The organism is Streptomyces flavofungini (assembly GCF_014650815.1).
GTDB lineage: Bacteria > Actinomycetota > Actinomycetes > Streptomycetales > Streptomycetaceae > Streptomyces > Streptomyces flavofungini.
This window is the reverse complement of the sequence record NZ_BMVR01000031.1, coordinates 1-23,257: the sequence shown is the minus strand read 5'-3', so window position 1 is coordinate 23,257 and position 23,257 is coordinate 1. Positions and strand designations below refer to the sequence as shown.

The 23,257-nt window shown below is 69.1% G+C and carries 22 protein-coding genes and 2 pseudogenes; 8 read left to right on the top strand and 16 right to left on the bottom strand.

Annotated features, from left to right (window positions below):
* Positions 1 to 73: 73 nt before the first annotated feature.
* Positions 74 to 1,327 (top strand): NsdA family TPR-like regulatory protein, encoded by a 1,254-nt coding sequence (locus tag IE274_RS38470; protein WP_190120602.1) that lies wholly within the window; start codon positions 74 to 76, stop codon positions 1,325 to 1,327.
* Positions 1,328 to 1,626: 299 nt separating this feature from the next.
* Positions 1,627 to 1,767: a hypothetical protein gene (locus IE274_RS39940; protein ID WP_229910106.1), complete on the top strand. Its 141-nt coding sequence runs from the start codon at positions 1,627 to 1,629 to the stop codon at positions 1,765 to 1,767.
* A gap of 239 nt (positions 1,768 to 2,006) precedes the next feature.
* On the opposite strand, the gene IE274_RS38460 is transcribed toward IE274_RS39940, so the two are convergent.
* From IE274_RS38460 to IE274_RS38445, 4 genes are all read right to left on the bottom strand, one after another.
* Positions 2,007 to 3,518: a pyridoxal phosphate-dependent decarboxylase family protein gene (locus IE274_RS38460; protein ID WP_190120600.1), complete on the bottom strand. Its 1,512-nt coding sequence runs from the start codon at positions 3,516 to 3,518 to the stop codon at positions 2,007 to 2,009.
* Positions 3,519 to 3,815: 297 nt separating this feature from the next.
* Positions 3,816 to 4,466, bottom strand: coding sequence for a hypothetical protein (locus IE274_RS38455; protein ID WP_190120599.1), 651 nt, complete (start codon positions 4,464 to 4,466; stop codon positions 3,816 to 3,818).
* A 308-nt stretch (positions 4,467 to 4,774) separates the two neighbouring features.
* Positions 4,775 to 4,939, bottom strand: coding sequence for a hypothetical protein (locus IE274_RS38450; protein ID WP_190120598.1), 165 nt, complete (start codon positions 4,937 to 4,939; stop codon positions 4,775 to 4,777).
* Entirely contained in the window at positions 4,936 to 5,403 is a 468-nt protein-coding gene (locus tag IE274_RS38445) for a hypothetical protein (protein ID WP_190120597.1), read from the bottom strand. The genes IE274_RS38450 and IE274_RS38445 overlap by 4 nt, the downstream gene beginning before the upstream one ends.
* Between IE274_RS38445 and IE274_RS38440 the strand changes: the two genes are divergently transcribed.
* Positions 5,394 to 5,588, top strand: a complete 195-nt coding sequence (locus tag IE274_RS38440; RefSeq protein ID WP_190120596.1) for a hypothetical protein — start codon at positions 5,394 to 5,396, stop codon at positions 5,586 to 5,588. The two genes, IE274_RS38445 and IE274_RS38440, sit on opposite strands and share 10 nt — an antisense overlap.
* Before the next feature lie 125 nt (positions 5,589 to 5,713).
* Here IE274_RS38440 and IE274_RS38435 read toward each other — a convergent pair whose 3' ends face one another.
* The 3 genes from IE274_RS38435 to IE274_RS38425 form a co-directional block, all read right to left on the bottom strand.
* Positions 5,714 to 6,952 (bottom strand): helix-turn-helix domain-containing protein, encoded by a 1,239-nt coding sequence (locus tag IE274_RS38435; protein ID WP_190120595.1) that lies wholly within the window; start codon positions 6,950 to 6,952, stop codon positions 5,714 to 5,716.
* Positions 6,953 to 7,066: 114 nt separating this feature from the next.
* Positions 7,067 to 7,669 carry a GNAT family N-acetyltransferase gene (locus IE274_RS38430; protein WP_190120594.1) on the bottom strand — a complete coding sequence of 201 codons (603 nt, stop codon included), beginning with the start codon at positions 7,667 to 7,669 and terminating at the stop codon, positions 7,067 to 7,069.
* A gap of 1,481 nt (positions 7,670 to 9,150) precedes the next feature.
* Entirely contained in the window at positions 9,151 to 9,987 is an 837-nt protein-coding gene (locus IE274_RS38425; protein ID WP_229910105.1) for an alpha/beta fold hydrolase, read from the bottom strand.
* 381 nt (positions 9,988 to 10,368) lie between these two features.
* On the opposite strand from IE274_RS38425, the gene IE274_RS38420 reads away from it, so the two are divergent.
* The gene (locus IE274_RS38420; RefSeq protein ID WP_190120593.1) at positions 10,369 to 11,025 is read left to right on the top strand and encodes a class I SAM-dependent methyltransferase; all 657 of its coding nucleotides are present in this window, start codon (positions 10,369 to 10,371) and stop codon (positions 11,023 to 11,025) included.
* A 103-nt stretch (positions 11,026 to 11,128) separates the two neighbouring features.
* Here the strand turns inward: IE274_RS38420 and IE274_RS38415 are convergent.
* The 7 genes and pseudogenes from IE274_RS38415 to IE274_RS38385 form a co-directional block, all read right to left on the bottom strand.
* A pseudogene (locus tag IE274_RS38415) lies at positions 11,129 to 12,630 on the bottom strand (ISKra4 family transposase).
* 71 nt (positions 12,631 to 12,701) lie between these two features.
* A complete protein-coding gene (locus IE274_RS38410) occupies positions 12,702 to 13,226 on the bottom strand; it encodes a hypothetical protein (RefSeq protein ID WP_190120592.1) in 525 nt (174 codons plus the stop codon).
* A 157-nt stretch (positions 13,227 to 13,383) separates the two neighbouring features.
* Complete coding sequence (locus IE274_RS38405) at positions 13,384 to 13,671, bottom strand: transposase (protein ID WP_190120591.1); 288 nt, start codon at positions 13,669 to 13,671, stop codon at positions 13,384 to 13,386.
* Between the two features lie 518 nt (positions 13,672 to 14,189).
* Positions 14,190 to 14,960: an ABC transporter permease gene (locus IE274_RS38400; protein WP_190120590.1), complete on the bottom strand. Its 771-nt coding sequence runs from the start codon at positions 14,958 to 14,960 to the stop codon at positions 14,190 to 14,192.
* Complete coding sequence (locus IE274_RS38395; RefSeq protein WP_190120589.1) at positions 14,957 to 15,769, bottom strand: ABC transporter ATP-binding protein; 813 nt, start codon at positions 15,767 to 15,769, stop codon at positions 14,957 to 14,959. Before IE274_RS38395 ends, IE274_RS38400 begins: the two co-directional genes overlap by 4 nt.
* On the bottom strand, positions 15,766 to 16,590 hold the full coding sequence (locus IE274_RS38390) for an ABC transporter permease (protein WP_190120588.1): 825 nt from the start codon (positions 16,588 to 16,590) through the stop codon (positions 15,766 to 15,768). The genes IE274_RS38395 and IE274_RS38390 overlap by 4 nt, the downstream gene beginning before the upstream one ends.
* Positions 16,587 to 17,567, bottom strand: a complete 981-nt coding sequence (locus tag IE274_RS38385) for an ABC transporter substrate-binding protein (RefSeq protein ID WP_190120587.1) — start codon at positions 17,565 to 17,567, stop codon at positions 16,587 to 16,589. Before IE274_RS38385 ends, IE274_RS38390 begins: the two co-directional genes overlap by 4 nt.
* A gap of 262 nt (positions 17,568 to 17,829) precedes the next feature.
* Here IE274_RS38385 and IE274_RS38380 point away from each other — a divergent pair, with 262 nt between their 5' ends.
* The 4 genes from IE274_RS38380 (at position 17,830) to IE274_RS38365 (ending at position 22,111) form a co-directional block, all read left to right on the top strand.
* A complete protein-coding gene (locus IE274_RS38380) occupies positions 17,830 to 18,885 on the top strand; it encodes a LacI family DNA-binding transcriptional regulator (RefSeq protein WP_190120586.1) in 1,056 nt (351 codons plus the stop codon).
* Between the two features lie 46 nt (positions 18,886 to 18,931).
* Entirely contained in the window at positions 18,932 to 20,026 is a 1,095-nt protein-coding gene (locus tag IE274_RS38375; protein WP_190120585.1) for an amidohydrolase family protein, read from the top strand.
* A 673-nt stretch (positions 20,027 to 20,699) separates the two neighbouring features.
* Positions 20,700 to 21,122 (top strand): hypothetical protein, encoded by a 423-nt coding sequence (locus tag IE274_RS38370; RefSeq protein ID WP_190120584.1) that lies wholly within the window; start codon positions 20,700 to 20,702, stop codon positions 21,120 to 21,122.
* A 350-nt stretch (positions 21,123 to 21,472) separates the two neighbouring features.
* A complete protein-coding gene (locus IE274_RS38365) occupies positions 21,473 to 22,111 on the top strand; it encodes a hypothetical protein (protein WP_190120583.1) in 639 nt (212 codons plus the stop codon).
* Between the two features lie 554 nt (positions 22,112 to 22,665).
* On the opposite strand, the gene IE274_RS39935 is transcribed toward IE274_RS38365, so the two are convergent.
* Both IE274_RS39935 and IE274_RS38360 read right to left on the bottom strand, forming a co-directional pair.
* The gene (locus IE274_RS39935) at positions 22,666 to 23,064 is read right to left on the bottom strand and encodes a hypothetical protein (protein WP_373305812.1); all 399 of its coding nucleotides are present in this window, start codon (positions 23,062 to 23,064) and stop codon (positions 22,666 to 22,668) included.
* A 48-nt stretch (positions 23,065 to 23,112) separates the two neighbouring features.
* Positions 23,113 to 23,199: pseudogene (locus tag IE274_RS38360) on the bottom strand (TetR family transcriptional regulator); the annotation flags it as partial.
* Between the last annotated feature and the right edge of the window lie 58 nt (positions 23,200 to 23,257).

Here is a 23,257-nt window from a genome sequence, read left to right as displayed (position 1 = left end):
ACGTGCAGACAGGCCGACAGTCTCATGATCAGCAGCTTTTGTTAGAGCCAGTAAGAACGGCACCCGTGAGCTGGTGGATGCCCTCAACGACTTCCTCCGGGAACTGACCGGCCGCCAGGGACTCGTCACCGAGCGGACCGTGCACAAGTGGCGATCGGGCGAGACCAGATGGCCGCAGTCCGTCCAGCGGACCGCGCTCCAGGCCGTCACCGGACGAACCCCCGCGGCATTAGGTTTCGTCGTCCCTGAACGGCACACCGGCCGTAGCAAGGAGGACCCGTCCGTGCACCGACGCCGTTTCGTCACCGCCGCCGCCGGAGGGGCACTCTCCGCGGCCACCCCCGCCGTCGCCGGAGCGTCGCGCTCCCGTGTGGGTATGAGCGATGTGCAGCGGCTCACCGCGAAGCTCGGCGCCGTCGTGGCATCCGACGACCGGCACGGAGGCACCGAGACCGTCGAGACTCGCGCGAGTCAGCTCGCACGTCAGACCCTTGCCCTGCAGCAGCGCGGCACCGCCACCTCCCGCGTGCGCGAACATCTGTACTCCCTGGCCGCCGCGTTCGCCTCCTCCGCCATGTGGGCCGCCATCGACGGCCACCGCCTGGACGCCGCCCAACAGCACATGCAACAGGCCGTCACCCTCGCAGGCCTCTCCGCCGACCCCGCGATCCAGTTCCGCGTATGGGGCCACGCAGGAGCCCTCTACCGCCACCTCGGCCGCTACACCGACGCCTTGGCCGCCGACGACGCCGCCCGCTCCACCAGCATCTTTCGCCGCGACCCGCTCTACGCCTCACTCGCCCACGCCCGCACCGCCGTCCACCACGGAGACCTGCGCGACCACAACTCCGTCAAGCGCAGCCTCGGACACGCCCAAGACGCCCTCACCCGCGCCGACCCACGGGCCCCGCAGCCGCCGTGGATGCGGTTCTACGACCAAGCGGAACTGGAGCTCCTGGCACTCATCGCCCACGCAGCCCTCGGCGGCTGGGCCGCCTCCGAAGCCCACGCCCACCACAACCTCGCACTGCTCCGGCCAGACCTCTCGAACAACAAGCGCTCGAAGCAGCCGTCGACTCCGCATGGCGCATCCCCCCAGATGCCTGGCGCGGGCGCACCGGAGGACTCGTGCGGGTCTTCACCACACGCCTTGCCGATCTTGCGCCTGCCGAACCCGCGGCCCGAGCATGGGCCGACCACGTCCGACAGAAAGGCATTCCCACGTGACCGTCGAGCTGCGCCACTACCGCGATGTCGAAGAGATCCGGCAGACCCTCGTGGACATCCATGTCGAAGTGCGCCAGCGCGACTTCGGACTCGTCGGTGACTTCTACAGCGCAGCCCGGTTCAACCAGCGGCTGTCCGGCCACAGCTCAGCACCGGGCTGGGAAGCCATCGTCGGCTACGCGGCCGGCGAACCCATCGGCTTCGCCTACTGCACGCCGCCGGGCCCCAGCACCCGCTGGTGGACAGCGATGACCACACCCCTGCCCCGAGGGATACACCGACGAGGACGGCACCCGCACCCTCGCCCTGAACGAAATCGTCGTACGCCGCAAATGACGCGGAACCGGCATCGCCCACCAGCTCCACGAAGAACTGCAGAAAGGCCGCGGCGAACAGCGGGTGACCCTGCTGGTCAATCCACGAGCGGGCGACGGGAAGGTCCAGACCCTCTACGAGCGGTGGGGATACGAGAAGATCAGCGAACAGCAGCCCTTCCCCGACTCCCCCGTATTCGCGGCCATGATGCGTTTCACGCACTGACTCCTGCCCATCCCTCTCCGCGACCGGACCGGCCTTCGCTGTCTCTGGACCTCATGTTCCCGATCGGCCGGTAGCTTCCCGGTGCCGAATGCAGGACTGGTCACGCACGGTGCGCTGAGATGGTTCTGCTCACGAGTTTCGACAGCAGATGTTCACCAGCTCGGACAGCGCCATGTGGCCGACGGATTCGAACAGGCGGGGCGGGCGGTGGTTCGGCGTCGACGGCTGCCGGCCGACGGTCACCGATGCTGCGGTGGTTGATCAGTCCCGGCGGCGGACTGTTCGGCGTCGGCGGCGTGGAGGACTTCACGAATGAGCAGTTCGAGGTCGTCGGTGGTGGTGCGGTAGTTGCACAGAGCGGCGCGCAGGACGGTGCGGTCGTGGACGGCGACGGTGGCGAGGTAGGCGCGTCTGTTGTCCTGGACGCGGCGGGCGATGCGGGTATGCAGGGCATCCGGGTCGCCCCCGTCCGGATCGGTGATCCGGAAGCAGGCTACCGGCCACGGGCCGCCTGCCAGCAGTTGAAGCCGGGGTTCGGCGGTGATCCGCTCGCGCAGCCGGTCAGCGAGGGCCAGGTAGTGCTCGATCAGGCCGGTGACGCCGTCGCGGCCCAGGTGGTGCAGGGTGGCCCACAGGCCAAGGGCCCGGGTGCCGGGGCGGGTCAGCTCGATCGTGGCATGGGACAGCCACTGCAGCGCATCCGGTTCACCGGCGGTGAGGTAGGAAGCCTGGTGGGCGAAGGCCGTGTGCAGGTGCTCGGGGTTCGGGACGAGCAGTGCCCCGCACCCCACCGGCACGCTCAGGGTTTTGTGAGGGTCCACGGTCAGTGAATCGACGCCGCCGACGCCCGCGTATCGGGGTGCCAGGGCCGGCACGCCGGCGCCGAGTCCGCCCCAGGCCCCGTCCGCGTGGTGCCACATCCCCACGCTCCGGCACAGGTCCGTTGCCGGTTCGAGCGGATCGACGGCGCCCGTGGCGGTGGTGCCCAGTGTGGTGACGGTGCAAAAGGGCAGTAGGCCCTCGTCCAGGTCGGCGGTGACCGCGGCGCGCAGCGCGGCCGGGTCCAGCCGGTCGTGTGTGTCGGTGGCGACGGGGCGCAGCCGGTGGGCGGGCAGACCGATGCAGGCGGCCGCCTTGGCGACTGACATGTGTGCCTGGGCGCTGTAGTAGAGGGTGAGGCGGGCGTGGTCGCGGTCGAAGTCGGGTCCGGTGCCGGAGCCGCGCCGGGTGAGGAACCAGGTTCGGGCCGTGGCCAGGGCGAGCAGGTTGGCCATGGAGCCGCCACTGGTCAGCACCCCGCCCGCGCCGTCGGGCAGGCCCGCCAGGTCGGCGAGCATGCGCACGGTGCCACGTTCCAGGTCCATCAGGGCGCTCTCGCCCATCCCGCAGGTCGCGTTGATGGCGCAGGCCAGCAGTTCAGCGATGATCCCGGCCGGTGCGGGCGGCGAGTTGATCCAGGCGAAGAACGCGGGGTGCCCGTTCCCGGTCGGGTACGGTGCGATCTCGTTGCGCACGAAGTCCAGCACGCTGTCGAACTCCCCGCCCCGCTGCCGGAGCCGTCCCTCACGCAGCAGGGACCGCTCTTGCGGAGGCAGGGGACGGCTCACCGGGCCCTGGGGCAGTTCGTTCAGGTACTGGGCGACCCACTCGGCCGCCGATACGAGTTCGTCCCGCAGCACCTTCGCATGGACCGCGGGCGGCTCCGGGGACAGGCAGGAATCGCCGAACCGGGACGAGGCAGGGTCATGCAAGCGGTGAGCCATGGTGGCGTGGGGCCTTTCGTCGTCACAAGGCCCCCTGATCAGCGAAGCGAGAGCCATGATCGTAACGAGCTACTTGCCTCGGCCGACACGCGTACCGGCACAACCCAACGTGGCCTCCCGCGAGGGCCATCAGCCATCGGCCAAATCGAACAGTGACGGCCGATAGCGCCATCCAAACTGGTGAACATCTGCTGTCGGAACTCATGAACAAAGCCACTGAGAGGTCGTCTTCTCCCGGTGTTTCATCCCGGGAGAAAACGACCTCTGAACGGAGATGCCCGTAGCTCAACCCCAAGTCTGACCAGTGACCACACCGGGGCCGAAGTGGCGAGCAGCCAGAGCAGCGAGCGCCGGCGCGGGGCCTTCCTCCATCGCGTGTTTGAACGTGTGCACGATGCAGGTCTGCACCGGGTGGACCGGGCCGCCCGGCTCCGAGCCATCGTGTGCGTCGAAAGGCCGGTGCTGCGGTCGTGCCAGGGCGTAGCAGGCCAGCATGGTGCGGTGGTCTTCGAAGTAGACGTGGTCGGCGATCGACTTGTTGCCGAAGTCGAGCCGGTCGAAGATCACGGCGACGTCCTGCTCCGCGTAAGGGGCATTCTTGAGGGCCGGGAGAACGTCGAGGATCGCCTCGCCGCGCGCCAAAAGCTGGGCGTCCTCATGGGAGTCGCCCCACGGCGGCGGTTTCGCGCGCCGGAACGGTTCGGGGAGTTTCTCGGAACGCAGCACGGTGCCAACTGGTGGCTGGTCCCAGCGTGCCTGTCCACTCACACTCCCCCAGTTGAGACTGGCATTGGCACACAGCGTGCCGGCGAGCAGCGCCCACGGCGTGTGCACCACACGCTCGCGCCCCAGATCGACTACGAGTCGGCCGAAGGCCTCCAAGGGCAGCAGGCTCGGCTCGGCGGGTGCGATGAAGGCATCGGTCCACACTCCCATCCACCGGTTCTACCAGTGCATTTGCCATCGCAGCCACCGAAATTCGCGGGACACAGGCCGACGGCACCTCCACGCCATGGCATCGAGCGAGGCGCAGGCCAAGTCTCAGGGCGAGCTCTTGGCAGAGACCTGCGGAAAGACGCAGTCGCAGTTCCCCTCCCGTCCCCCATACCGGACGCACCGGATGGAGTCGCCGGGCTCTCTCACCGCGGGCACGTCCGGCATCGCGTCACGTGGTGCCGGAGGCCGCTCGTGTACGGCGCGCGCCGCGCCCAACCATCTGGAGTCAGAGTGAACGTGTCGCAGCGTCATGAGCGCGGCGTCCCCTTCCGGGCTCGGCGCAGGGCGCGGCGCAGGCGGGTGCCCTGTACGCAGTCCTCCATGGCGTTGCAGGCCTGGCAGACATCGATGTGACGGAGGAGGAGCCCGTACAGCTCATCTGCGCGCGACGCGGCGTGGTCGGTGGTGGTCACGGCTCGATCGCCTTCAGCGTCTCGGCCGTGGACAGCAACGCCTCGAGGTGCGCGGGATTACACAAGTGCCCGCGTCGCTGGGGCGGCACGGCCCAGTACGTGACCGGTGAGACCTGTGTTCCGATGCGTGGCACGGCCAGGTACGTGCCTGTGCTGAGCCGGTCGCCGCAGCCTTCGCACGCGGCGTCCGGTGCCACCAGCACGTAATAGCAGCCGCTCCCGGTGCGGGTATCGCAGATGACGGGGCCGTGCAGCCAGTCGTCGAGGGCCTGCTCCACCACGTCCGCCTGGTCGCTGCCGAGCGCGGCGTGGAGGAGTCGGCCCGGGACGCGGATGGCGTCGAAGCGCTCACCGAGTGGCAAGAGCGCGATCCCGTGGTTGGCCCATTCCGATGCGGCCTGACGCGGGACCGGGTGGGCCATGGTGAGCCACTCGACGATGGAGCCGCGGTCGAGTGCGTTCATCACCCCACCGCCTGCGGTCGTGGGTGCAGGTACGCGGCAAGGCGATCCAGGAGCGCCGCTCCCTCTCCCCTGGACAGCACGAGCTCGATGTCCCCCTGGTGCTCATCGAGCGAGTACAAGGAGAGCGGCACACGCACCTCGCCGGTCCCCGCGTCGACATCGACCGGGGCGTCTCGGCGGGGTGATGCGTGCAGTCGGGCGGGTAGCGGCATGGTGATCCCCCTGGCTTGTATCGGTGAGGGGGTCACCGTAGGGGCCAGGGGACGAGAGAAGGGGGACAGATTGTCCCCCTGTCCCTGACTGTCCCTCTTCAGCTTGCGGTCATCACGCCTACGGATTCTGCGAGTCGGCCGGCGTCTTTGCGCATCGCGCGTGGCGCGAAGCGCCAGAGGTCGGCGGCGACGCCGCGGGCGGTCGGGGTGTAGGCCACGGTCTCCTGGCTGATCTCGACGGCCATCTGCATGACGTGCAGGGCGGCGGTGCGGTCGCCGCGCTGAAGATGGCCGCGCGCGACCTCGGCCCACAGGCGGGCCCGCCGTTCGGTGCTCGGCATGGTGTCGGGGTCGAGGTCATCCGCGAGCCCGATGGCGCGCGCGGACAGCTTCAGGTCGGTCGCGACCGAGACGGCGTGGAAGTCGACGTTGGCCCGGCCGAAGACCGTCGAGGGATGTACGTAGGTGGCGGGGAGGCTCTTGGCGACCTGGTCGCCCTTGTCCCAGAAGCGCCAGGCGTCTCCCTCGCGGGCCTCGCGTGCGGCCGTGACCGCGGCGTGCAGTTGGAGCGCGCCGTACAGGCCGCGCCAGTCCTCGGGGGCATCGTCGAGGTGGGGGCGGAGCAGGCCGGCGGCTTCGGTGACGACGCGCAGGGCCTCTTCGGGGTAGCTCGTCTCGCGCAGGATGTTGCCCATGTTCCAGGCCGCGGCCGCCACGGCGGCGGGCTGGTCGGCATCCTGGGCGGCGGCGAGCGCTCGGTCGGCGACGACCCAGGCCAGTTCCGCGGGGGCAATGTAGGCGGTGGCCTGCCCGGTCAGGCGGTAGATGTCAGAGAGCGCCACGAGCGCGGCACGCCGCGCGCTGCCATCGAGGGCGCGCACCGCGGCCTCGCCGTCGCGGATCAAGTCCGGTAGGAGGGCGCCGACTTCCGTGCGATTGCGCCTGCTGCTGTGCCACAGACGCCACGACTGATCGGCCCTGCCCTGCAGCACGGCAGGGTCGACAGGCGGCACGGGTGCGGCGGGGGAACTGAGCGGCCTGTTCATCACGGCGGACCAGATGGCAGGCAGGCCGGGATGGGAGAGACGGCCCAGTGGGACGGGCTGTGCGGGGCCGTCACTGCGCCCGGTGAGGACGGAGAGGTCCGAGAGCTGAAGCGCGGCGGCCAGCCGCATAAGGAGGGTGTGGGAGTCGAGTTCGCGTTCACCGGTCTCGATCTTCTTCAGCCAGTCAGGGCCCCGCCCGCACAGCTGCGCGAGGCCGGGGCGCGACATGCCGCGCGACTCGCGTAGGACACGGATCCGTTCGCCGATGCTGAGGTCGTCTGGGATGTCCATGCTGCCCCCTCGTCTGGCGGTGCCGGTCTCGCCAGCGTACGGCTCACGTCAATGGGCAGGCAGCGGAATCGAGGCGGCGTAGCGACGCTTCAGGATGCCTGACGCGGGAGACGGTCAGCCCTGCGTCCTAGGCTCGCGGCGCATGCACCACGTACGGGGACCGTCGTCGGGCAGCTCGACCTCCGCGGTCACGGTGAAGCCCAGGCGTTCATAGAACCTCACGTTCCGCTCGCTCGAGGTCTCCAGGAATGCCGGGTGCCCGGCGCGGTCCGCCGCTTCGAGCCCGGCCGCGACCACCGCGCCGCCGAGCCCTTGGCCCTGTGCGTCCGGGGCCACGCCGACGGTCGCGAGGAACCACACCGGCTCGCTGGGCCGGTGCGGATCGAGGGCGCGCTGCGCTGCGGCGAAGGCCGGCGCGCGGTCCCCCGCCAACTCGTCGATCAACGACCCCACTTGGGCGAATCCGGGCGCCGGGTCCCACTCGGGAGTGGTCCACACCGCCACGGCGCGCGCGTCGTCGGTGACCCACGTCCGCCCGTACCGAAGGCCGACCCGGGTCAGGAACAGCTCCTGGAAGCGGCGCACCCGCTCGTCGTGCCCGTCGGCCGCGACGACGTGCCGGGTGAACGGATAGTCGGCGAAGGCATGGGCGAGTGTCCGGACGGCACCGGGCACGTCCCGTTCCGTGGCGGGTCGTACTACGGGGGTGGGGGCCATGCACGCTCTCCTTCACGTTCCTCGTGTGTGCCGGCGAGGCGCACTCCGGCGTACGCCGCGCACCCGGAGAACGATCAAGCCGACCCCCGGGTTCCCGGGAGGCTTCGTGAACGGCGTCGGGTCGCCCGCGCCACTGCGCACGACCTCGTGGGCTCGTTGGCTGTCCCGCGGAAGGGAGACCTGGACATGGATAAGCACGAGAAGCCGCCTGCGGATCCGAGCCAGGGCGAACCGCCGCCCGGCAACACGGACTCCCCGGGCGCAGGACGGCGTCTTCGGGGAGGGCCCTTCCGAAGGTTGGATTGATAGCGAGGTCGAGGCACGAAGGTCGCCTGGATGGCGCTTCTGCCGCAGGCCCGGCCAGCGGGATGGACTGCGAGTTCCTCCACGCCACCAGTGCGCGTCCCCTCCCCTATTACCCGCATCTCGGACATTGACGGCTATCACCGTGTGGGTCGCCAACCAGCTGGCCCGCGTGCAAGGAGCACCTGGGCGGTTCGTCCGTCCTGAGCCTGGCCAGCGGGATCGGTGCCGGCCCAGACCAGACGGACGCGGACTCGGTCGCGATGCCCATCGACGCGGCGGGCGGTCCCAGCCTGAATGCGGACGTCCTGGTAGGGGGCGCGGAGCTGCTGCTGGGGGAAGTAGCGGGGCCAGTGCTCGCGTCCGGTGCCGGTGGCTTCGGCGCGCAGGACGCGGGAAGCGAGGGCGACGAGGTGCTTCTCCGTTGCGTGGGGCAGGTCGGCTGGTGCGGCGTGGTCCAGGAGCCGTTGGACGGCGTGGTCTCCGGCCGGTCCGTCGCCGGGGACGGGGACCTCGGCCGGATCAGTCGGCCAGGGCGCGGGCGCTGGATGTGTGTGAGGGCCCGCTTTCGGGCGGGAGGGTTCGGTGAGCTCCAAGGGTGTGTCGCGCGGCGCCGGGGTGGGCGGTGTGGAGCCGCTCCGGGGTACCGGGTCGGCGTTCGGGCGCAGGAGCAGGGTGCGGCCGACGAGAGCGCACACGGCGGCGAGGAGGAGCGGCCGGAGGACGGACGGGTTCCTGGGAGAAGCTGTGGTGTCCGGTCGGGTGCGTCGGCCGGTGCTGGTCGGCTCTGGGAGTGGGAGAGCGGGCGGTCGGCGGGGGTTCCGGTCGGCCGTCTCGGCTGGCCGACTGACTGTCTTCGTCTGGTTGGTTGGAGTTCCTCGGGTGATGAGCATGGGGAGGCCCTCGGGGTGAGGCTTGAGGTCTGGACCCGTCGGGTGTGGCGCTGAGGCTGTCGGCGGCCAGTTGGATTTCCCCACCCACGGTCCCGTGGCGGGGAGTCATCTGGCCGCCGGGAACTCTCACTGTCAGTGACGAAGCCCAGCGCCCGACCATCCGGCTCAGCCACTGCCGGTGGCGACGCCGTGGGCGCATCGCTCCCTCTGGGCGCTCGCTGCGCTCTGCGTCGCGCGGCCCTGGGGCCCGACGTCGTCGGTCGTGGGATGAGGCCCATGACTGTGTCACGCGATAGTGTCGAGGATCCCGGCCACCTCACCGGGGCGTAGCTGGATGCCCATGTGGCAGGTGTTCACAGTGTGGACCTGGAAAGGGTTCTCCGGCACCAGCGCGTCCGCTTCGGCGATCATCCGGTCCTGCATGGCGAGCGGGATCGCCCGGTCCCGGGAGAAGCGGATGTAGGTGCGGGGGATCCGTCCCCAGGCGTCTGCCCGGCCGCGGGCGTCGGCGGTGAGGACCTGTGCGGAGTCGGCGGGTTCGAGGAGGTTCAGAGCAGCCCGGAACTGCTCGTCCGTCGCGTCGGCCATCAGGCTCTCCTTGGCAGCGAGCAGGAACTGAGGGTCGGCCGACCGCCAGTTGACCAGGGACGAGGCAACATCCTTGATCCCCAGGGTCTCCAGGTAGTCGGCAACGCTCGGCAACTCGACGCAGCACCACGCCGAGGCGTACACGATCCGGCTGACCAGATCGGGCACTGCGTTGCCCACGCCAGTGATGGTTGCCCCGCCTCCGCTGGTCCCCACCAGGACCACCGGCCCGTACTCCGCGACCTGGCGGACCGCCTCTACGACGTGGGCGACGTTGTCCTCCAAGGTCACGTCGGCCAGCGGCGAGGGCTGTGCCGAGAACGCCTCCAGACCCTGAGGTGCCTGGTAGGAGAGAGGGAAGGGAGCGCCCATGCCATGGCCCGGCAGATCAACGGCCAGCGCCCGGTGGCCGAGCAGAGCGAGCTGCTGGAGGACCGGCGACCAGGAGTAGGAGTTGCTGTGCATGCCGTGGACAAGGACGAAGGTCGGCTGGCCGTCTCGTCGCTGTGTCCTTCGATGGCGTTCTTGATGCACGGGGGATCCTTCCGGCGGGGAAAAGGGACCGATCACTCCGGCAGCGGCCGACGGGGAGACCGGATGTCACGGCTTCGCCCACAGCATGGCCTCCACGGTGAAGGTCGGGTTGAGCGGGGTGGGGCCGAGCTCCTCCTGGCACCTGCCTGACGCACTTCGCGACCTTGCCATCCCGGCCCCGGCCCTCATCACTCAGGCAACGGACTGCCATGACAAGAACACCCCCTGCATCGCCCGACGAGGCTCGAAGGTCGATTACTAGAAGGGTGCGGTTCCTCTGAAGTGAAGCCTGGACGCTGACTGGGCGTGCGCGGTCCAGCTCGTCTCTGCCGTGGTGGCCGAGGAACGGCGCTTGGCGACCGGGGATGGTGGACTTGCGCCATGACGACGCTGCTGTCCCGTGTAATACGAGCACTTGACCGCTTTCACGCTGTATACCCGTGGGACCACAACGCCCATTACCACCGGTGGATCCTGCGTCAGCTTCCTGGGCGCTTCGGTGAGGCCCTCGACGTCGGGTCCGGTAGTGGTGACCTGGCTCGACTGTTGGCTGCCCGTGCCAGATCAGTCCAGGCTCTCGATGTCGACCCCACGATCGTTACTCGAGCGCGGGAACTCACCGCGCCGACTGCCCCGATAACCTTCACGGTCGGAGACGCGCTGACCGATATACCGCCTGGCCTTTATGACGTCATCACCTGCGTTGCCGCCGTCCACCATGTGCCGTTCTCCGATGCTCTTGCCCGTTTCCGCGAGCACCTGGCACCCGGCGGAACCCTGGTGGTCGTTGGAGTTTCCCGTGCGCAGTCACCCGGCGATCATCTTCTCGGGGCCGCCGCGATTCCGATGAATGCCGCCATGGCCTGGATCAAGAACAAGGGGCGCAAGGCATCACGGCCAGTCTCCATGACAGCCCCGACCCGCCCCGCGGTCATGAGCTTCAGCGAGATCGTCGGCGAGGCTCGCCAAGTTCTGCCCGGCGCTCGGCTGCGACGCCGTCTGTTCTGGCGATACACCCTGGTCTGGCAGCAAAGTTGACAGGTTCCCGTACGGACATGCCCTACCGAAAGTGGCCGCGGTTCGTCCGGCGGAAGGTACCTGATCACGCGGTGAGTTCGTATTCCTGCAGGCCGGATACAGGCTAGAGGCGTCGGTGCTCGCAATCGGTATGCAGGTGCCAGTAGGAGTCGAAATCTCCGTTATCGATCAACGTGCGGAGTTGGAGGACGGCTTCGGCCCCTTCGAGTCCCCAGCGGGCACCGGTGATGTCGAGGCGGTCGGCGATCAGATGCCGACAGGCGCCATCGACGGCGCCGGTGGCGATGGGCCAACCGGCCGCGAGAGCGGTGTCGTAGTGAAGTTGGTCGAGGTGGCCGGTGAGGTAGCGATGGCAGGTGGTGACGGCGTCACGACGGGCGGCGGGAAGCTGTTCGGCTGCGGCCTGCGTGGTCATCTCGTTGGCGGCGCGCTCGGCGTGCCCGGCGAGGATCTCGGTGAGTTTGTCTGCGGCCCAGGTTTCGGCCTCGCGGCTACCGACCGGATGACATGCATGTGCGGCCGTCCAGCAGTGCTCGGCGACGTGCACGAAGTCGAGCAGAAGGTTCAGGCGGACGCCACGGCGGGCGGCTTCGTCGTGGATCAGGTCGAGTTGGTGTCGGGCGCCGTCGACGAGCATGATCCATTCGCGCAGGTGCTGCGGGTCACGGGCCTCGGCCTGGGCAAAGGCGTCGGCAATGACCTGCTCGGGCGGGCGGATGAGTGAGGCGGTGCACCATTTCCGCTCGGCTTTCAGGCCCGGCCGCGGCGGCCGGTCTTTGCTGCGGCCGCCGGGCGGATGGACGATGTCGTGCGGTCGGCGCGGGGCGGGAGCGGCGTCGAACACCACAGCGACGGTCGCCATGCGCTTGCGGTTGGGCTTCTCGCCCGGGGCCAGACGCCCGCGTCGACCGGCCGCAGCGGCCTTGGCAGCGGCTCGGCGGGTGGCCTCGCGCAGGGCTTCGGGCCGCATCACCACGCCCTTCTGGTCGACTTGGATGACCAGCGGCATCTCGCGGGTGGACGGGGTGGGGATCTTCACCGCATAGTAGACGGCGATCTCGACGGCCGCCTCGGTGACCAGCTCCTTGAGACGACGCTTGCCCAGCACCTTCCCGCACCGCCGCTCGATCGCGGTGGCGGCCTGGTCGAACGAGCCGCGGACCGCCTCGAGGACCGCGAGGCGGGCAAGTCCTCGCGAGTGCCGTCCGGCGGGCAGTGACAGTTGCGCGTCCGCCGGGTGCACGTTGGCCACACCCCGACCGCGCCAGGCCAGGCAAGTCACCCGCACCGACCCGAACACGCAGGTCAACCAGCGGCCGTGGCCGCTCTCCCGCCAGGGCCGCGCCAGTCCTTCCGGCCCACGCACCACCCTGCGTCCCGCGTCAGCGCGTGCTGACTCTTCTTCGTTGTCGGCCCGTTGATCAAGGTGATCCTGCATCAACTGCCGCAGCAGTTCCCGCCCCTGATGCTCGAGCAGCAGCTCCAGTTCGTCGTGGGCCAGGCCCGTGGCGCCGGAGCGTCGGCCAGCGTCGAGACGAGGCGTTCGAAGGCATCACGGGAGGCAGAGTACGGATCAGGCTCGGGTAAGGCGTCGTACGGTTCCATCTGGGGCTCTTCTTCTGCCCTTCGATTCGGTTTGGTTGACACCTCTGAATCTACGGAGAAGAGCCCCTTGGTCACCGGGAGTTGGCACCCTCGCGGCCCGGACCGTGGCGGGCGAGCGTGAACTGTCCCGGCGCGTCCTCGTCCAGCCAGCCCCGCTCCACCAGCCGCTTCAGCTGCCCCCTCGTCCCCTCGATCTTCCCGGTCGTCGTCGGCAGGCCGATCCGCGGCACGATCTGCTTGGCCTGCAGCGGGCCCGGAGCGTCAGCAACGATGTCCCGGTAGACATCCGGCAACACCTCCGTGACCAGGCCCTGACGCCATGGCGGGACCATCATCACCCCGACTCCGTGCGGCGTCGACGCTCCTTCAGGATCCGGCACACGCTCCGTCGGCCCGTCCGGCTCAGTCTCACTATCCGCCGCCGACAACTCCGCCAGCACCTTCGCGACGGTCTCCCTAGTGATCTCCAGCCGCAACAGATCTTCCCGCGCCTCCTCCAGCCGGACGGCCAACTCCGCTGCCTCAGAATGGAGTTCCTCCACCCGCGCCCGAGCCGCGGCCTCACGTGCCTGAAGCTCTTCCGGCAACGACACCATGGCGCCCCACCTCCACTACGCCACGGTAAGAGCACGACAGAACCGACCACACCGCAATCAGCGTCTTCCCAGCTCAGACCACCCCCCGACCGTCACTTCAGAGGATCCGCACCCTTCGCATTTCGGCTCTGTCAGCGATCTTGCGGCATTGGAAAGATCAAGGGCTGTGGAGTACGCGTCTGCGGAGGAGATCGAGGTTGGCCCGGCCAAATCCCAAGCGATTGAAGAGCTTGACGCGTGTCACGTGGCCTTCGACCTGGCCTGAACTCCAGGAGGCGGAAAAGGCCGCGGAGACGGCATCGATATCGCGTCGCAGGCCGTTGACGAGGGAGTGCAGGGTGGGCAGACCGTCCGCGACGACCCGGTCCAGCCAGGCGGGCAAGAGGTCACTGTGGTGATCGCGCATCATCGTGGCGAAGTCGCGGACCCTGACGTACGGCGACATCGAGTTCGGGGCAGGCGGTCCGGATCTCCTTGAGCCCAGCTGCGTCGGTCTCGGCGAGGTGCTCGGGGGTCGTCATGATCCAGCGGACGACCCGGCGGGGCTTCGGCGCCGGCCTCAGATCGGGTGGAGGTCCTGGTGGGTCCTTGAGAGGGCGTTAACCTCCCGCTTTCACTTGGCCCGTGATGACGACTTTGGTCGTCAACTGGGTGGTGGGTAGGGCGGTTTCGTTCCGTGGGCATGACAGGGTCCCGACGCCGTGGCCGGGGTCTCCGAGGTCTTTCAGGTCGTGGTCGGGCAGAGGCGCGGCGCTCAGGCGGCGGTCGCCGCCTCCACCTGCGGATCTCCGCCACCTGGCCCTAGAAACACGAACTCACCGCAGCCTTCCACCGGCTCGCCGCCCTGCCCCGGCCCGCCGGCAGGCCTGCGCCGGTGGGGCCACCCCTTCGAAAGAGCTGCGTCCAACTGACCGCGCTGGTCTCCCGGAAGAAATGCGGTGCGGCCAGCACGGTGCGCGGGTCTCAGGTGCGGGATGTTTCGGGGAGCCAGCCGTTGAGACGACGGTCGACCCAGTGGGTGATGCCGATGGCGACGAGGGCGACGGTGACGACGACCAGGAGGATGGCGAGCACGGTGGTGCTGTCGAAACTGCCGCCGGCTTCGGTGAGGATCTGGCCGAGACCGACGACGGCGATGAACATCTCACCGTTGATCATTCCGGCGACGGCTCGGCCGACGCCGAGCCGGATACCGGCCATGGCCATGGGCAGCGCCGCGGGCAGCACGACCTTGAACAAGAGTTGCCGCTCGCCGGCGCCGTAGACCCGTCCCATCTCGAGGAGTTGAGCGGGAACGCCACGCACGGCGGAGGCGGTGGTGATGACGATGACGAACAGGGAGTACATCACCACCACAGCCACGATGGAGGTGCGGCCCGGCCCGAAAAGGGAGAAGAACACCGGGGCGAAGACTAGAGAGGGTGCCGTCAGCAGCGCGTACATGTAGATACCGAGTGCGGCCTCCGCTGCGCGGTAGCGGCCCATGAGGGTGCCCAGGGTGAGGCCGACGGCCAGCGAAATGGCAAGGCCCAGCACGAGGTTGATCACGCTGGAGAGCAGGCTGGGCAGAATCTTCCCGGCGGCGGTCAGTTCGGCGAGCCGGGCGAGCACCTTGGTGAGAGGTGGAAGGAAGGCGGCGTCGGCCATGCGGGAGGCGGCCTCCCACAGCACCGCGCCGCAGAGGAGTCCGCTCAGCGGGGGCAGGAGGGCCGACGGGCCGCGGCGGGGGGTCATCGGCGGGCTCCGGCGCGGTCAGGGTGCGTGTCGGGATGCGTGTCGGGGTGCATGCTGCGCAGGCGCTCCCACAGGTGGGTGGTGAGCGTGGTGAACTCCTCGGTACGGCCCAGGCCGTGGAGGTCGAAGGAGCGTGGCCGAGGAATGTCCACGGGGACGGTCTCGGCGATGCGGCCGGGCCGCGGGCTCATCAGGACAACGCGGTCGCCGAGCAGGACCGCTTCTTCGATGCTGTGGGTGATGAAGACGACGGTGAGGCGTCGGCGCTCCCAGATCGTGAGGAGTTCCTGCTGGAGGATGCGGCGGGTCTGCTCGTCCAGGGCGCCGAAGGGCTCGTCCATGAGCAGGACGCGGGGCTGGACGGCCAGGGCGCGGGCGAGTCCGACGCGCTGCTGCATGCCGCCGGAGAGTTCGCCCGGCAGCCGGTCCTCGAAGCCGTCGAGTCCGACGAGCCCGATCAGTTCGCGGGCCGTGGCGTGGCGCCGGCCCCGCGCCTCCCCGCGCAGTTCGAGGCCGAAGGCCACATTGTCCAGGACGCTGGCCCACGGCAGCAGGGCGAAGTTCTGGAAGACCATGGCCCGCTCGGGCCCGGGCGAGCGCACGGGCTCGCCGTCCACCAGGATGTCGCCCTCGTCCCAGCCGGTCAGACCGGCGAGGGCGCGCAGCAGGGTCGTCTTGCCGCAGCCGCTCGGCCCGAGCACGGTCACGAACTCGTTGTCGGCGATGGTGAGGTCGACCTCGCTCAGTGCGTGGACCGTCCCGCCCCGGTTGCCGGTGAACCGCTTGGTGAGGTTCGTGATCTCGATCATGCAGTGCTCCTGGGTGAGTGGTGGGACGTGGCCCAGGGGGTCATCTTCCGTTCGATCCAGCGGGCCGCCGAGATCAGCAGGACGGCTTCGGACAGGACGATGACGACCACCGCGTAGAGTGCGGGCGCGTCGAAGTGGCTGCGGTAGGTGAGGATCAGGCCGCCGTAGCCGACGGAGACCATGAGGAGTTCCACGATGACCATTCCGGTGACGGCGCGTCCGAGGGCGAGCCGGACGCCCGTCATGATGGCGGGCATGGCGCCGGGGATGAGGACGCGGCGCCAGATCTGAGCCTCGCTCGCGCCGAAGGTGCGGCTCATCTCGATCAGCGAGGCGTCGATCTGGCGGATGCCGGCGCGGGCGTTGGTGACGGCCATGACCACGGAGAACAGCGCCACCAGGATGACGCGGGAGGCCAGGCCGAATCCCACGGACATCACAAGGAGCGGAATGATCCCGGCCATGGGAGTCACCAGCAGGATGCTGAGGTAGACGTCCGTGTAGCGCTCGATTGCGCTGAATCGCCCGAGCAGGAGTCCGGCGGGAACGCCCAGGGCGACAGCGATGAGGAATCCGAGGACGAGGGCCTGATTGCTGAGCCAGGCAGCCCGCCACAGCTCGCCCTCGCCGAGCAACGTGACGGTGGCTGCAGCGGTTTCGGTGAAGGTGGGCAGCAGGATGCTCTCGTGCGTGCGGGCGTAGCCCTCCCACAGGGCGGCGACGACCAGCAGCGTCAGCATCTGGTACGGCAGGTCGGTGCCGAGCAGCCGCCGTATCCGGCCGGGCGGGCGGGAGCGGGGCGCGGGACCGGCGGTGGTCATGAGGTGCCGCCTTTCTTCCGCCGGTTGCGGTCCACGAAGCTGAGATCGGCCACGTCGGCGACGTCCATCGGCTTGATGGCCCCCGTGTCCACGAAGAAGTCGATGGTGTCCTGCACGCCTTCCGGGGTGAGTGCGCCGGCGTTGAACAGCTTCGCTTCGACGTAGGGGGCGGCGATGTCTTCGACGGTGTCCTCGGAGTACGTGTCGGGCAGGTGCTCGCGGATGAGCCCGGCGAGATGGCCCGGTCGCTGGTTGATCTTCCGCTGTACGTCGATGAGTGCGTCGATCAGTGCCTGGGCGGGCTTCGGGTGTTGCTCCAGGTAGTCCGCGTCGGCGTACACGGTCTGCGGGTGCAGCCCCGGGAAGACCTGGCGGAAGTCGGCCAGGCGCTTCAGTGACCTGCCCTTGGCGCTCTTGGCCAGGTGGGCGACGTCGCTCTGCTCCAGGGCGGTGGCGGTGATCTCCCCGGCCAGCAGTGCCTGTGCCCTGGTCTCCGAGTCGCCGATGGTCAGGTACTGGGGGCGGGCGCCCTTGGGGCAGGTCTCCTCGATCCACTGGCGCACCATGGCGGTGGCCATGGCGCCCTCGCTGAAGATGCCGAAGGCTCGGCCGTCGAGGTCGCCGCAGTCGTCGGCGCGGGCATCGCCGTAGACGGCCCACTGATTGCCCACCATGTCGGCGACGATGCGCACCGGAGCACCCCGCGAGATGGCCATCAGGGCCGGCCCGGTGGCCTCGGCCGAGAACTGGTAGTCGCCGCGGATGAGGCCCTCGACGGCAAGTTCCGGCTCCGCTGTCTCCTCGATCGTCACGTCATAACCGGCGGCACGGACCTGGTCCACGGCTTCCATCAGCGGTACCGAGGTGATGTCGGGTTCGGTCAACGCGACGGTGAAGGAACGCTCGGAGCCGCCGTCCCCGCTCCCACAGGCGGTGAGCAGGCCCGCCAGCACCACCGAAGCCAGGGCCGCCGCCACGGAGCGGGACCTGCGCACCGCCCCGGTTCGCGGTGGTCGGACTGTGTCGGGACTTCTGGGACGCGACAGAAATGAAGGGGGCAATGCTGGACACCTCCATGTGTTCAGGGACGGGCTCGACCGGCGACCGGACTCTCAATTCCCCTTTCAGGCCCGCCAGTTGTGCATTCGTTTGCGCGTTCGTATGTATAGTGGGGTCACCGACGTGAACCCGTCAACCCGTACACGTACGAACGTCCCCTGCACGCAAGGGAGTTGGCTGATGCCCGAAACGACCGACACCCCGCCCCCGCCCCGTCGAGGCACGGGCCGTCGCCCGACCATGACCGACGTGGCGCGCGCGGCAGGAGTGAACCCGTCCACCGTCTCCCGGGCGCTGGACGACCGGCACCCCTTCTCCCGCAGCGACACCGCGGCCCGGATCAAACAGATCGCCGCACAGCTCGGTTACACCCCCAACCCGGCCGCGGCCAACCTGCGTCGGCAGAGCACCCGCACGATCGGCGTCGTCATGTCCAGCATCACCGGCACGGTGATGGCCATGCTCTACGAAGAGATCGCCGAGGCCTGCCGCGACCACGGCCTCGACGCGCTCCTCGCCACCACTCACGACGACCTCGAAGCAGAGACGGCCATCGGCCGACTGCTGCTCAGTCGCCGGGTGGACGGGCTGATCCTCGCCACCGCGCGGCTCGACAGCCCCGGCGGCTTCCTGTCCGAACTGGCCGCGGACGGCACTCCCTTCGTGCTGGCGCTGCGCACCGACGGCCACAGCCCCGCGGTCCTGGGCGACGACCGGCTCGGCGGCTACCTGGCGGCTCGCCACCTCCTGGACCTGGGACACCGGCGGATCGGGATGATCGCAGGGCCGCCCTACGCCTCCAACGCCCTGGGCCGCGTCACCGGCCTGCGCGAGGCACTCTCCGAAGCGGTCGTCGACGTGGACGATCGTCTGGTACGCCACTCGGACTTCTCGATGGAGAGCGGCGAGAGCACCGCGGCCGAACTACTGGCACTGCCGGACGGGCAACGCCCCACCGCACTGGTGGCGGTGAACGACAACACCGCGGTGGGCGCGCTCGCCGCCGCTCGCCGCCACGGCCTTGCCGTCCCCCGGGACCTGTCCGTCGTCGGCTACAACGACACTCCGCTGGCCGCCCGGCTCCCGATCCCCCTCACCAGCGTGCGCGTACCGCTGCGGGAGATCGGACGGGGCGCGGTCGACATGCTGCTGCGGATCAGGCAGGAGCGTCCCGTCCGCTCGCTCGTGCACGCCCCCACCCTCATACCGCGCGAATCCACGGCCCCCGCCCCGTGACCCACAACTCCCCGCGCACCCCCTCCACCACCGCGAGAGGAAGCCCGTGACCGACCACACCAGCACGTCCACCGCACCCCGCCCCGCGGCCGCTGCCGACCCACAGCCGACGGACGAGAAGATCGACGCCTTCTGTCACATCCTCCCCAGAACCTGTGCCGACCAGCTCTTCGCCCTCGACCACGTTCCCGCCCTGGCCAATCTCCGCCGCCGGGTGATGGACATCCCCGCCCTTGTCGACCTCGACGTGCGCTTCCGCCAGATGGACGAGTTCCCCGGCTACCGCCAGCTGATCAACCTGGCCGCGCCGCCCCCCGAAGACTTCGGCACGCCCCGCTCCGCCGTCCAGTACGTCCGGATGGCCAACGACGCCCTGGCGGACCTGACCGCCAGGCACCCGGACCGGTTCGCGGGCTTCAGCGCCGCGGTCGCCCTCACCGACGTGGACGCCGCCGTCGCCGAACTCGACCGAGCTGTGGGCGAGTTGGGTGCCGTCGGCGTACAGATCTACACCCACGTGCGGGGCCACCCCCTGGACGAGCACCGCTTCGCACCGTTCTGGGCCCGCGCCGCCGAGCTGGACGTCCTCGTGCAGGTCCACCCCTGCCGCAACGCCACCTGGCCCGACTATCCCGCCGAGCAACGCTCCCGCTACGAGATCTGGTGGACCCTCGGCTGGGAGTACGACCTCTCCGCCTTCATGGCACGCATCGTCTTCGGCGGCATCCTCGAACACCACCCGTCGCTGAAGCTGCTCATCCACCACGGCGGCAGCATGATCCCGCACTTCTCCGGACGCGTCGGCCCCGGCTGGGACCAGCTCGGCTCCCGTACCCCGCCCGAGCAGCAAGCCGACATCGAAGGACCACCGCTCTCCAAGCGGCCACTCGACTACTTCCGGATGTTCTACGCCGACACCGCCCTCTTCGGCGCCCCGCACGCCCTGCGCTGCGCCCTCGACTTCTTCGGCCCCGAGCGAGTCCTCTTTGCCTCCGACAGCCCCTACGACCCCGAAAAGGGACCCGGGTACATCCGGTCCTCCATCGCGGACGTGCACCGCATGGACCTCGCCCCCCACGAACGCACCGCGGTCTTTGCAGGCAACCTGCGCCGCCTCACCACAGGCCGACTGCTCGTCTGAGTGTGCGCAAGCCTCCACACAGCGACGACGTCCTGCGTGACGCCGGGGTGTGACACACGTCCGGTGCTGCGGTAAGCGGGGCTTGCTCTCACCGTGGCGAGCGGGGATAGCTCGCCTGCCACTGCGGTTCCAAGCGGCGTACCGGGCCGCCCATCTCGGTGGGCGGGGCCGTTCGAGAGCCGACCACAGCAGGTCGGTCCGCTGTCGCCTGTGCGGGAGGCGGTGGGCCTCTGCCGGGCGCGGCGGCGGGCGGGGAGGATATGGGGATGAGCACGAGACGCCCGGTGCTGACCAGAACGAGGCGGCCGACGCCTACGGTGTGAGCCGTACGACGATCCGGCGCCACGGCGCGGCCGGCCAGCACCTCACCCGCATCGCAGCGCTCCCCATCAACGCGCTGTCCGCGATGGACGACCACCCCGCCCTCATCCTTGATTGCCCCCCATCTGTCTCCCCGGCCCGCTCGCGAACCTCCTCAGCGCCCTCGCCCACCGGCAGGCGCCCAGTTGGACGGGGAACTCCCCCGGCGAGCACATGCCGGGCAAGACGCCTGGCTCCTTCCTCCGGGTGGATCCCGGCACGGGCTACTTTGGCTACATGAACTCCGGCGGAAGCATCTCCACTTCTTCCGCCCGCACAAGGACCCGATGCAGTACTTCTGGGAGCAGTTCAAGTGACACCACGTGAAGGTGATCTGGCCTCGCAATTCCAACGGGTGGCCCGGGCAACGGGGCGGGCCAATCCCCCGCTCCCCGGGGCTGCCCTGCGAGGCTGGGAAGAAGTGGTGAAGCTGTGCGCGGAGGGCTACGACTTCGACGTCTCCGAATACCTCAACGACCTGTCCATCCGCGAGCTGTTGCAGGACGCTGTCGATGATCCGGTGGTGAAGTCACTGCCCGAGTGCTCGTGGTTCTCAGCCGAACTCTCCCGTATCGACGACGGGTTCCGAACAGTCCTGACGAACGGCCCGGTGGTACAGCCCGACGAGAGTCATTGGTGGCGACGCTCGCTTCCGGCACGAGGACAGCAGGAGTTTGTGGACGATGTGCGGGAACGGTACGGAGTCGACATCGAAGTGATCGAGGCGGCTGACTGACGGTCTCCCCACAAGGGCACACGACACTGCCGGGGTGGCGGCTGCAGGCAGGATCCTCAGCCTGCAGCCGCCTCACATCCGGGCACCGCAACCGTGAGTTCTGCAGAGTGCTCTGGCCGCAACCCTCATGGGTCGGACTGCAGCCCAGTCTGCGAACTTCCAGGCGCGCACCAGCCGTTGCCAACCGCACAACTGGCCTCACCTCGCCCCTGCGACCGGTACACCAAATCCCTGAACAGGGGCTATTGTCACCGCCACACGGACCACCTGCCCGAAAGGTGTGTGGGCGTCGCCGTGGCACCGTCCGCCGACCGCTGCCACGGCCGAAAAGCAGAAGAGGGGCCGACACCATGACCGAGACCGTGAGCACTCCCACGGCGCTGGCATCCCAGTACGCCACCCAAGTGAGCAGCGATCTGGAACGCAACGTCAAGGAACAGGAACGTATCCGTGCGGAGATCGACTCCCTGCAGGAGCAGCTGGCTGCCCTGCACCATGACCACACCGTGCTGACCAATATCCGTCAGGCCCTGGAGCTTGCGACCCCGCCCGCCGCAACCGATGAAGCACCGGACGGGGCCAGCGTGGTGCCCGCTCCCCGAGGCAAGGCCTCAGCCGCCGCCAGCAGAAGCAAGCAGTCGGCAACCAGGCAGGCCGGTTCACCGCAGCGCCGCGCGACGGGGGGAAAGCAGGCCCGCAAGCCCGCGGCTGTCAAGGCCGCCGAGCCCACATTGGTCGAGCTCATCTCCCGTCATCTCGCCGTGCAGAGCGAACCGCGCTCCGCAGCGGAAATCGCCACCGACCTCGGTCAGGCTCACCCCGACCGCGGTATCAAGACCACCGTCGTGCGCACCACACTCGAGAATCTGGTGGCCAAGAACCGGGCCCAGCGCAGCAAGCAGGGTACGTCGGTGTTCTACACCGCCCCCGATGCTCCCGCCCAGCCAGCCGCCCCTGAAGAACAGCCTCGGTCCAGCCAAGCCGAGTGACCCTTTCCCGCAGGTGCCCATCACCGGTGCAGGAGGCGTCGACGGTCAACCAGCGGGCCCCAGTAAGCCTGCGTGATGTCGCCCGGCACACGAGAACAACAACAAGATCAGGATGCATCGGGCCGCCTCGACGCGGCCCGATCCACCGGCTCTGACTATGACTCACCACGTCGCAGTGACGCCCTGAGACGGGCAGAACAAGATCGGTCCGTGACGCGTGGCCAGCGGCCGGGACCAAGGCGCGTGCACTCACCGATTTCTCGTTCGAAGTCAGTGAATGCGCTGCTCATGTGATCCTGTTCTGCCCCCTCAGGCACCAGTTCCTGGGTCTGGTGCAGATAGTCCGTGCGGTCTGTGCGGGACACGGACAGCCGAACTCCCAAGCCATAGCAGCCAGATGGTCACCCCATGACAGCCAAGATCCAGCAGTCACCACCGACGACCCTGCTGGTCAACAGACCATCCCCCACATCAGAACCCGCTGCCGACCAACCCACTGCCACAGCACCACCCACTCATACACGGGAGCTGGAGGCTGCGTCCCTTTCGTCGTATCAGGTCTCGCCGCCGTCCACATGGCCTTGCGTCGCGGGGTGCTGGATCAGCTGGGCGAGTTGGGCGGCATAGCGCTCCACGACCTCGGGTGCGGTGGCGTCCGCTTCGAACAGGCCGCGCGCCAACTGCGGATAGACCGCCAGGGCGTTGGCCGCGCTCATCAGGATGAGCAGGAGCGCGGCGGGATCGAGCCGCTCGTCGAGTTCGCCGCTCTGCTGCCGTTCCCGGAGTCGTTCGACTTCCTGGCGCAGTGACGCGTTGCGCTCGTGTGCCTCCGAGCCGTCCTCGCCGGTGTCGGCGAGGCCCGCCCAGGCGAGGAGGCGGCCGCCGAGGCGGGGGTCGGCGGCCGCCTGCACGTACCTCTTGATCATTTCGTCGAGGGGCGTGTCGGCGGGGATAGCTTCGGCCTCGTGGGCCCTCCAGCGGTGGCCGAGCTGCTCGTACAGGCCCTGCTTGCCGCCGAAGTAGTAGGAGATGAGCTGCTGGTTCACCCCGGCGCGGCGGGCGATCTCCGACACCCGGGCACCGGCGAAGCCCTTACTGGCTCTAACAAAAGCTGCTGATCATGAGACTGTCGGCCTGTCTGCACGT

Bases quoted from the DNA above. Each gene is read 5' to 3' on its own strand.
- IE274_RS38455 (WP_190120599.1), bottom strand. From the start codon at position 4,466: ATGGGAGTGTGGACCGATGCCTTCATCGCACCCGCCGAGCCGAGCCTG.
- IE274_RS38400 (WP_190120590.1), bottom strand. From the start codon at position 14,960: ATGACCCCCCGCCGCGGCCCGTCGGCCCTCCTGCCCCCGCTGAGCGGA.
- IE274_RS38380 (WP_190120586.1), top strand. From the start codon at position 17,830: ATGCCCGAAACGACCGACACCCCGCCCCCGCCCCGTCGAGGCACGGGC.
- IE274_RS38390 (WP_190120588.1), bottom strand. From the start codon at position 16,590: ATGACCACCGCCGGTCCCGCGCCCCGCTCCCGCCCGCCCGGCCGGATA.
- IE274_RS38395 (WP_190120589.1), bottom strand. From the start codon at position 15,769: ATGATCGAGATCACGAACCTCACCAAGCGGTTCACCGGCAACCGGGGC.
- IE274_RS38410 (WP_190120592.1), bottom strand. From the start codon at position 13,226: ATGGTGTCGTTGCCGGAAGAGCTTCAGGCACGTGAGGCCGCGGCTCGG.
- IE274_RS38430 (WP_190120594.1), bottom strand. From the start codon at position 7,669: ATGGCCCCCACCCCCGTAGTACGACCCGCCACGGAACGGGACGTGCCC.
- IE274_RS38420 (WP_190120593.1), top strand. From the start codon at position 10,369: ATGACGACGCTGCTGTCCCGTGTAATACGAGCACTTGACCGCTTTCAC.
- IE274_RS38445 (WP_190120597.1), bottom strand. From the start codon at position 5,403: ATGAACGCACTCGACCGCGGCTCCATCGTCGAGTGGCTCACCATGGCC.
- IE274_RS38435 (WP_190120595.1), bottom strand. From the start codon at position 6,952: ATGGACATCCCAGACGACCTCAGCATCGGCGAACGGATCCGTGTCCTA.
- IE274_RS38405 (WP_190120591.1), bottom strand. From the start codon at position 13,671: ATGTCGCCGTACGTCAGGGTCCGCGACTTCGCCACGATGATGCGCGAT.
- IE274_RS38365 (WP_190120583.1), top strand. From the start codon at position 21,473: ATGACCGAGACCGTGAGCACTCCCACGGCGCTGGCATCCCAGTACGCC.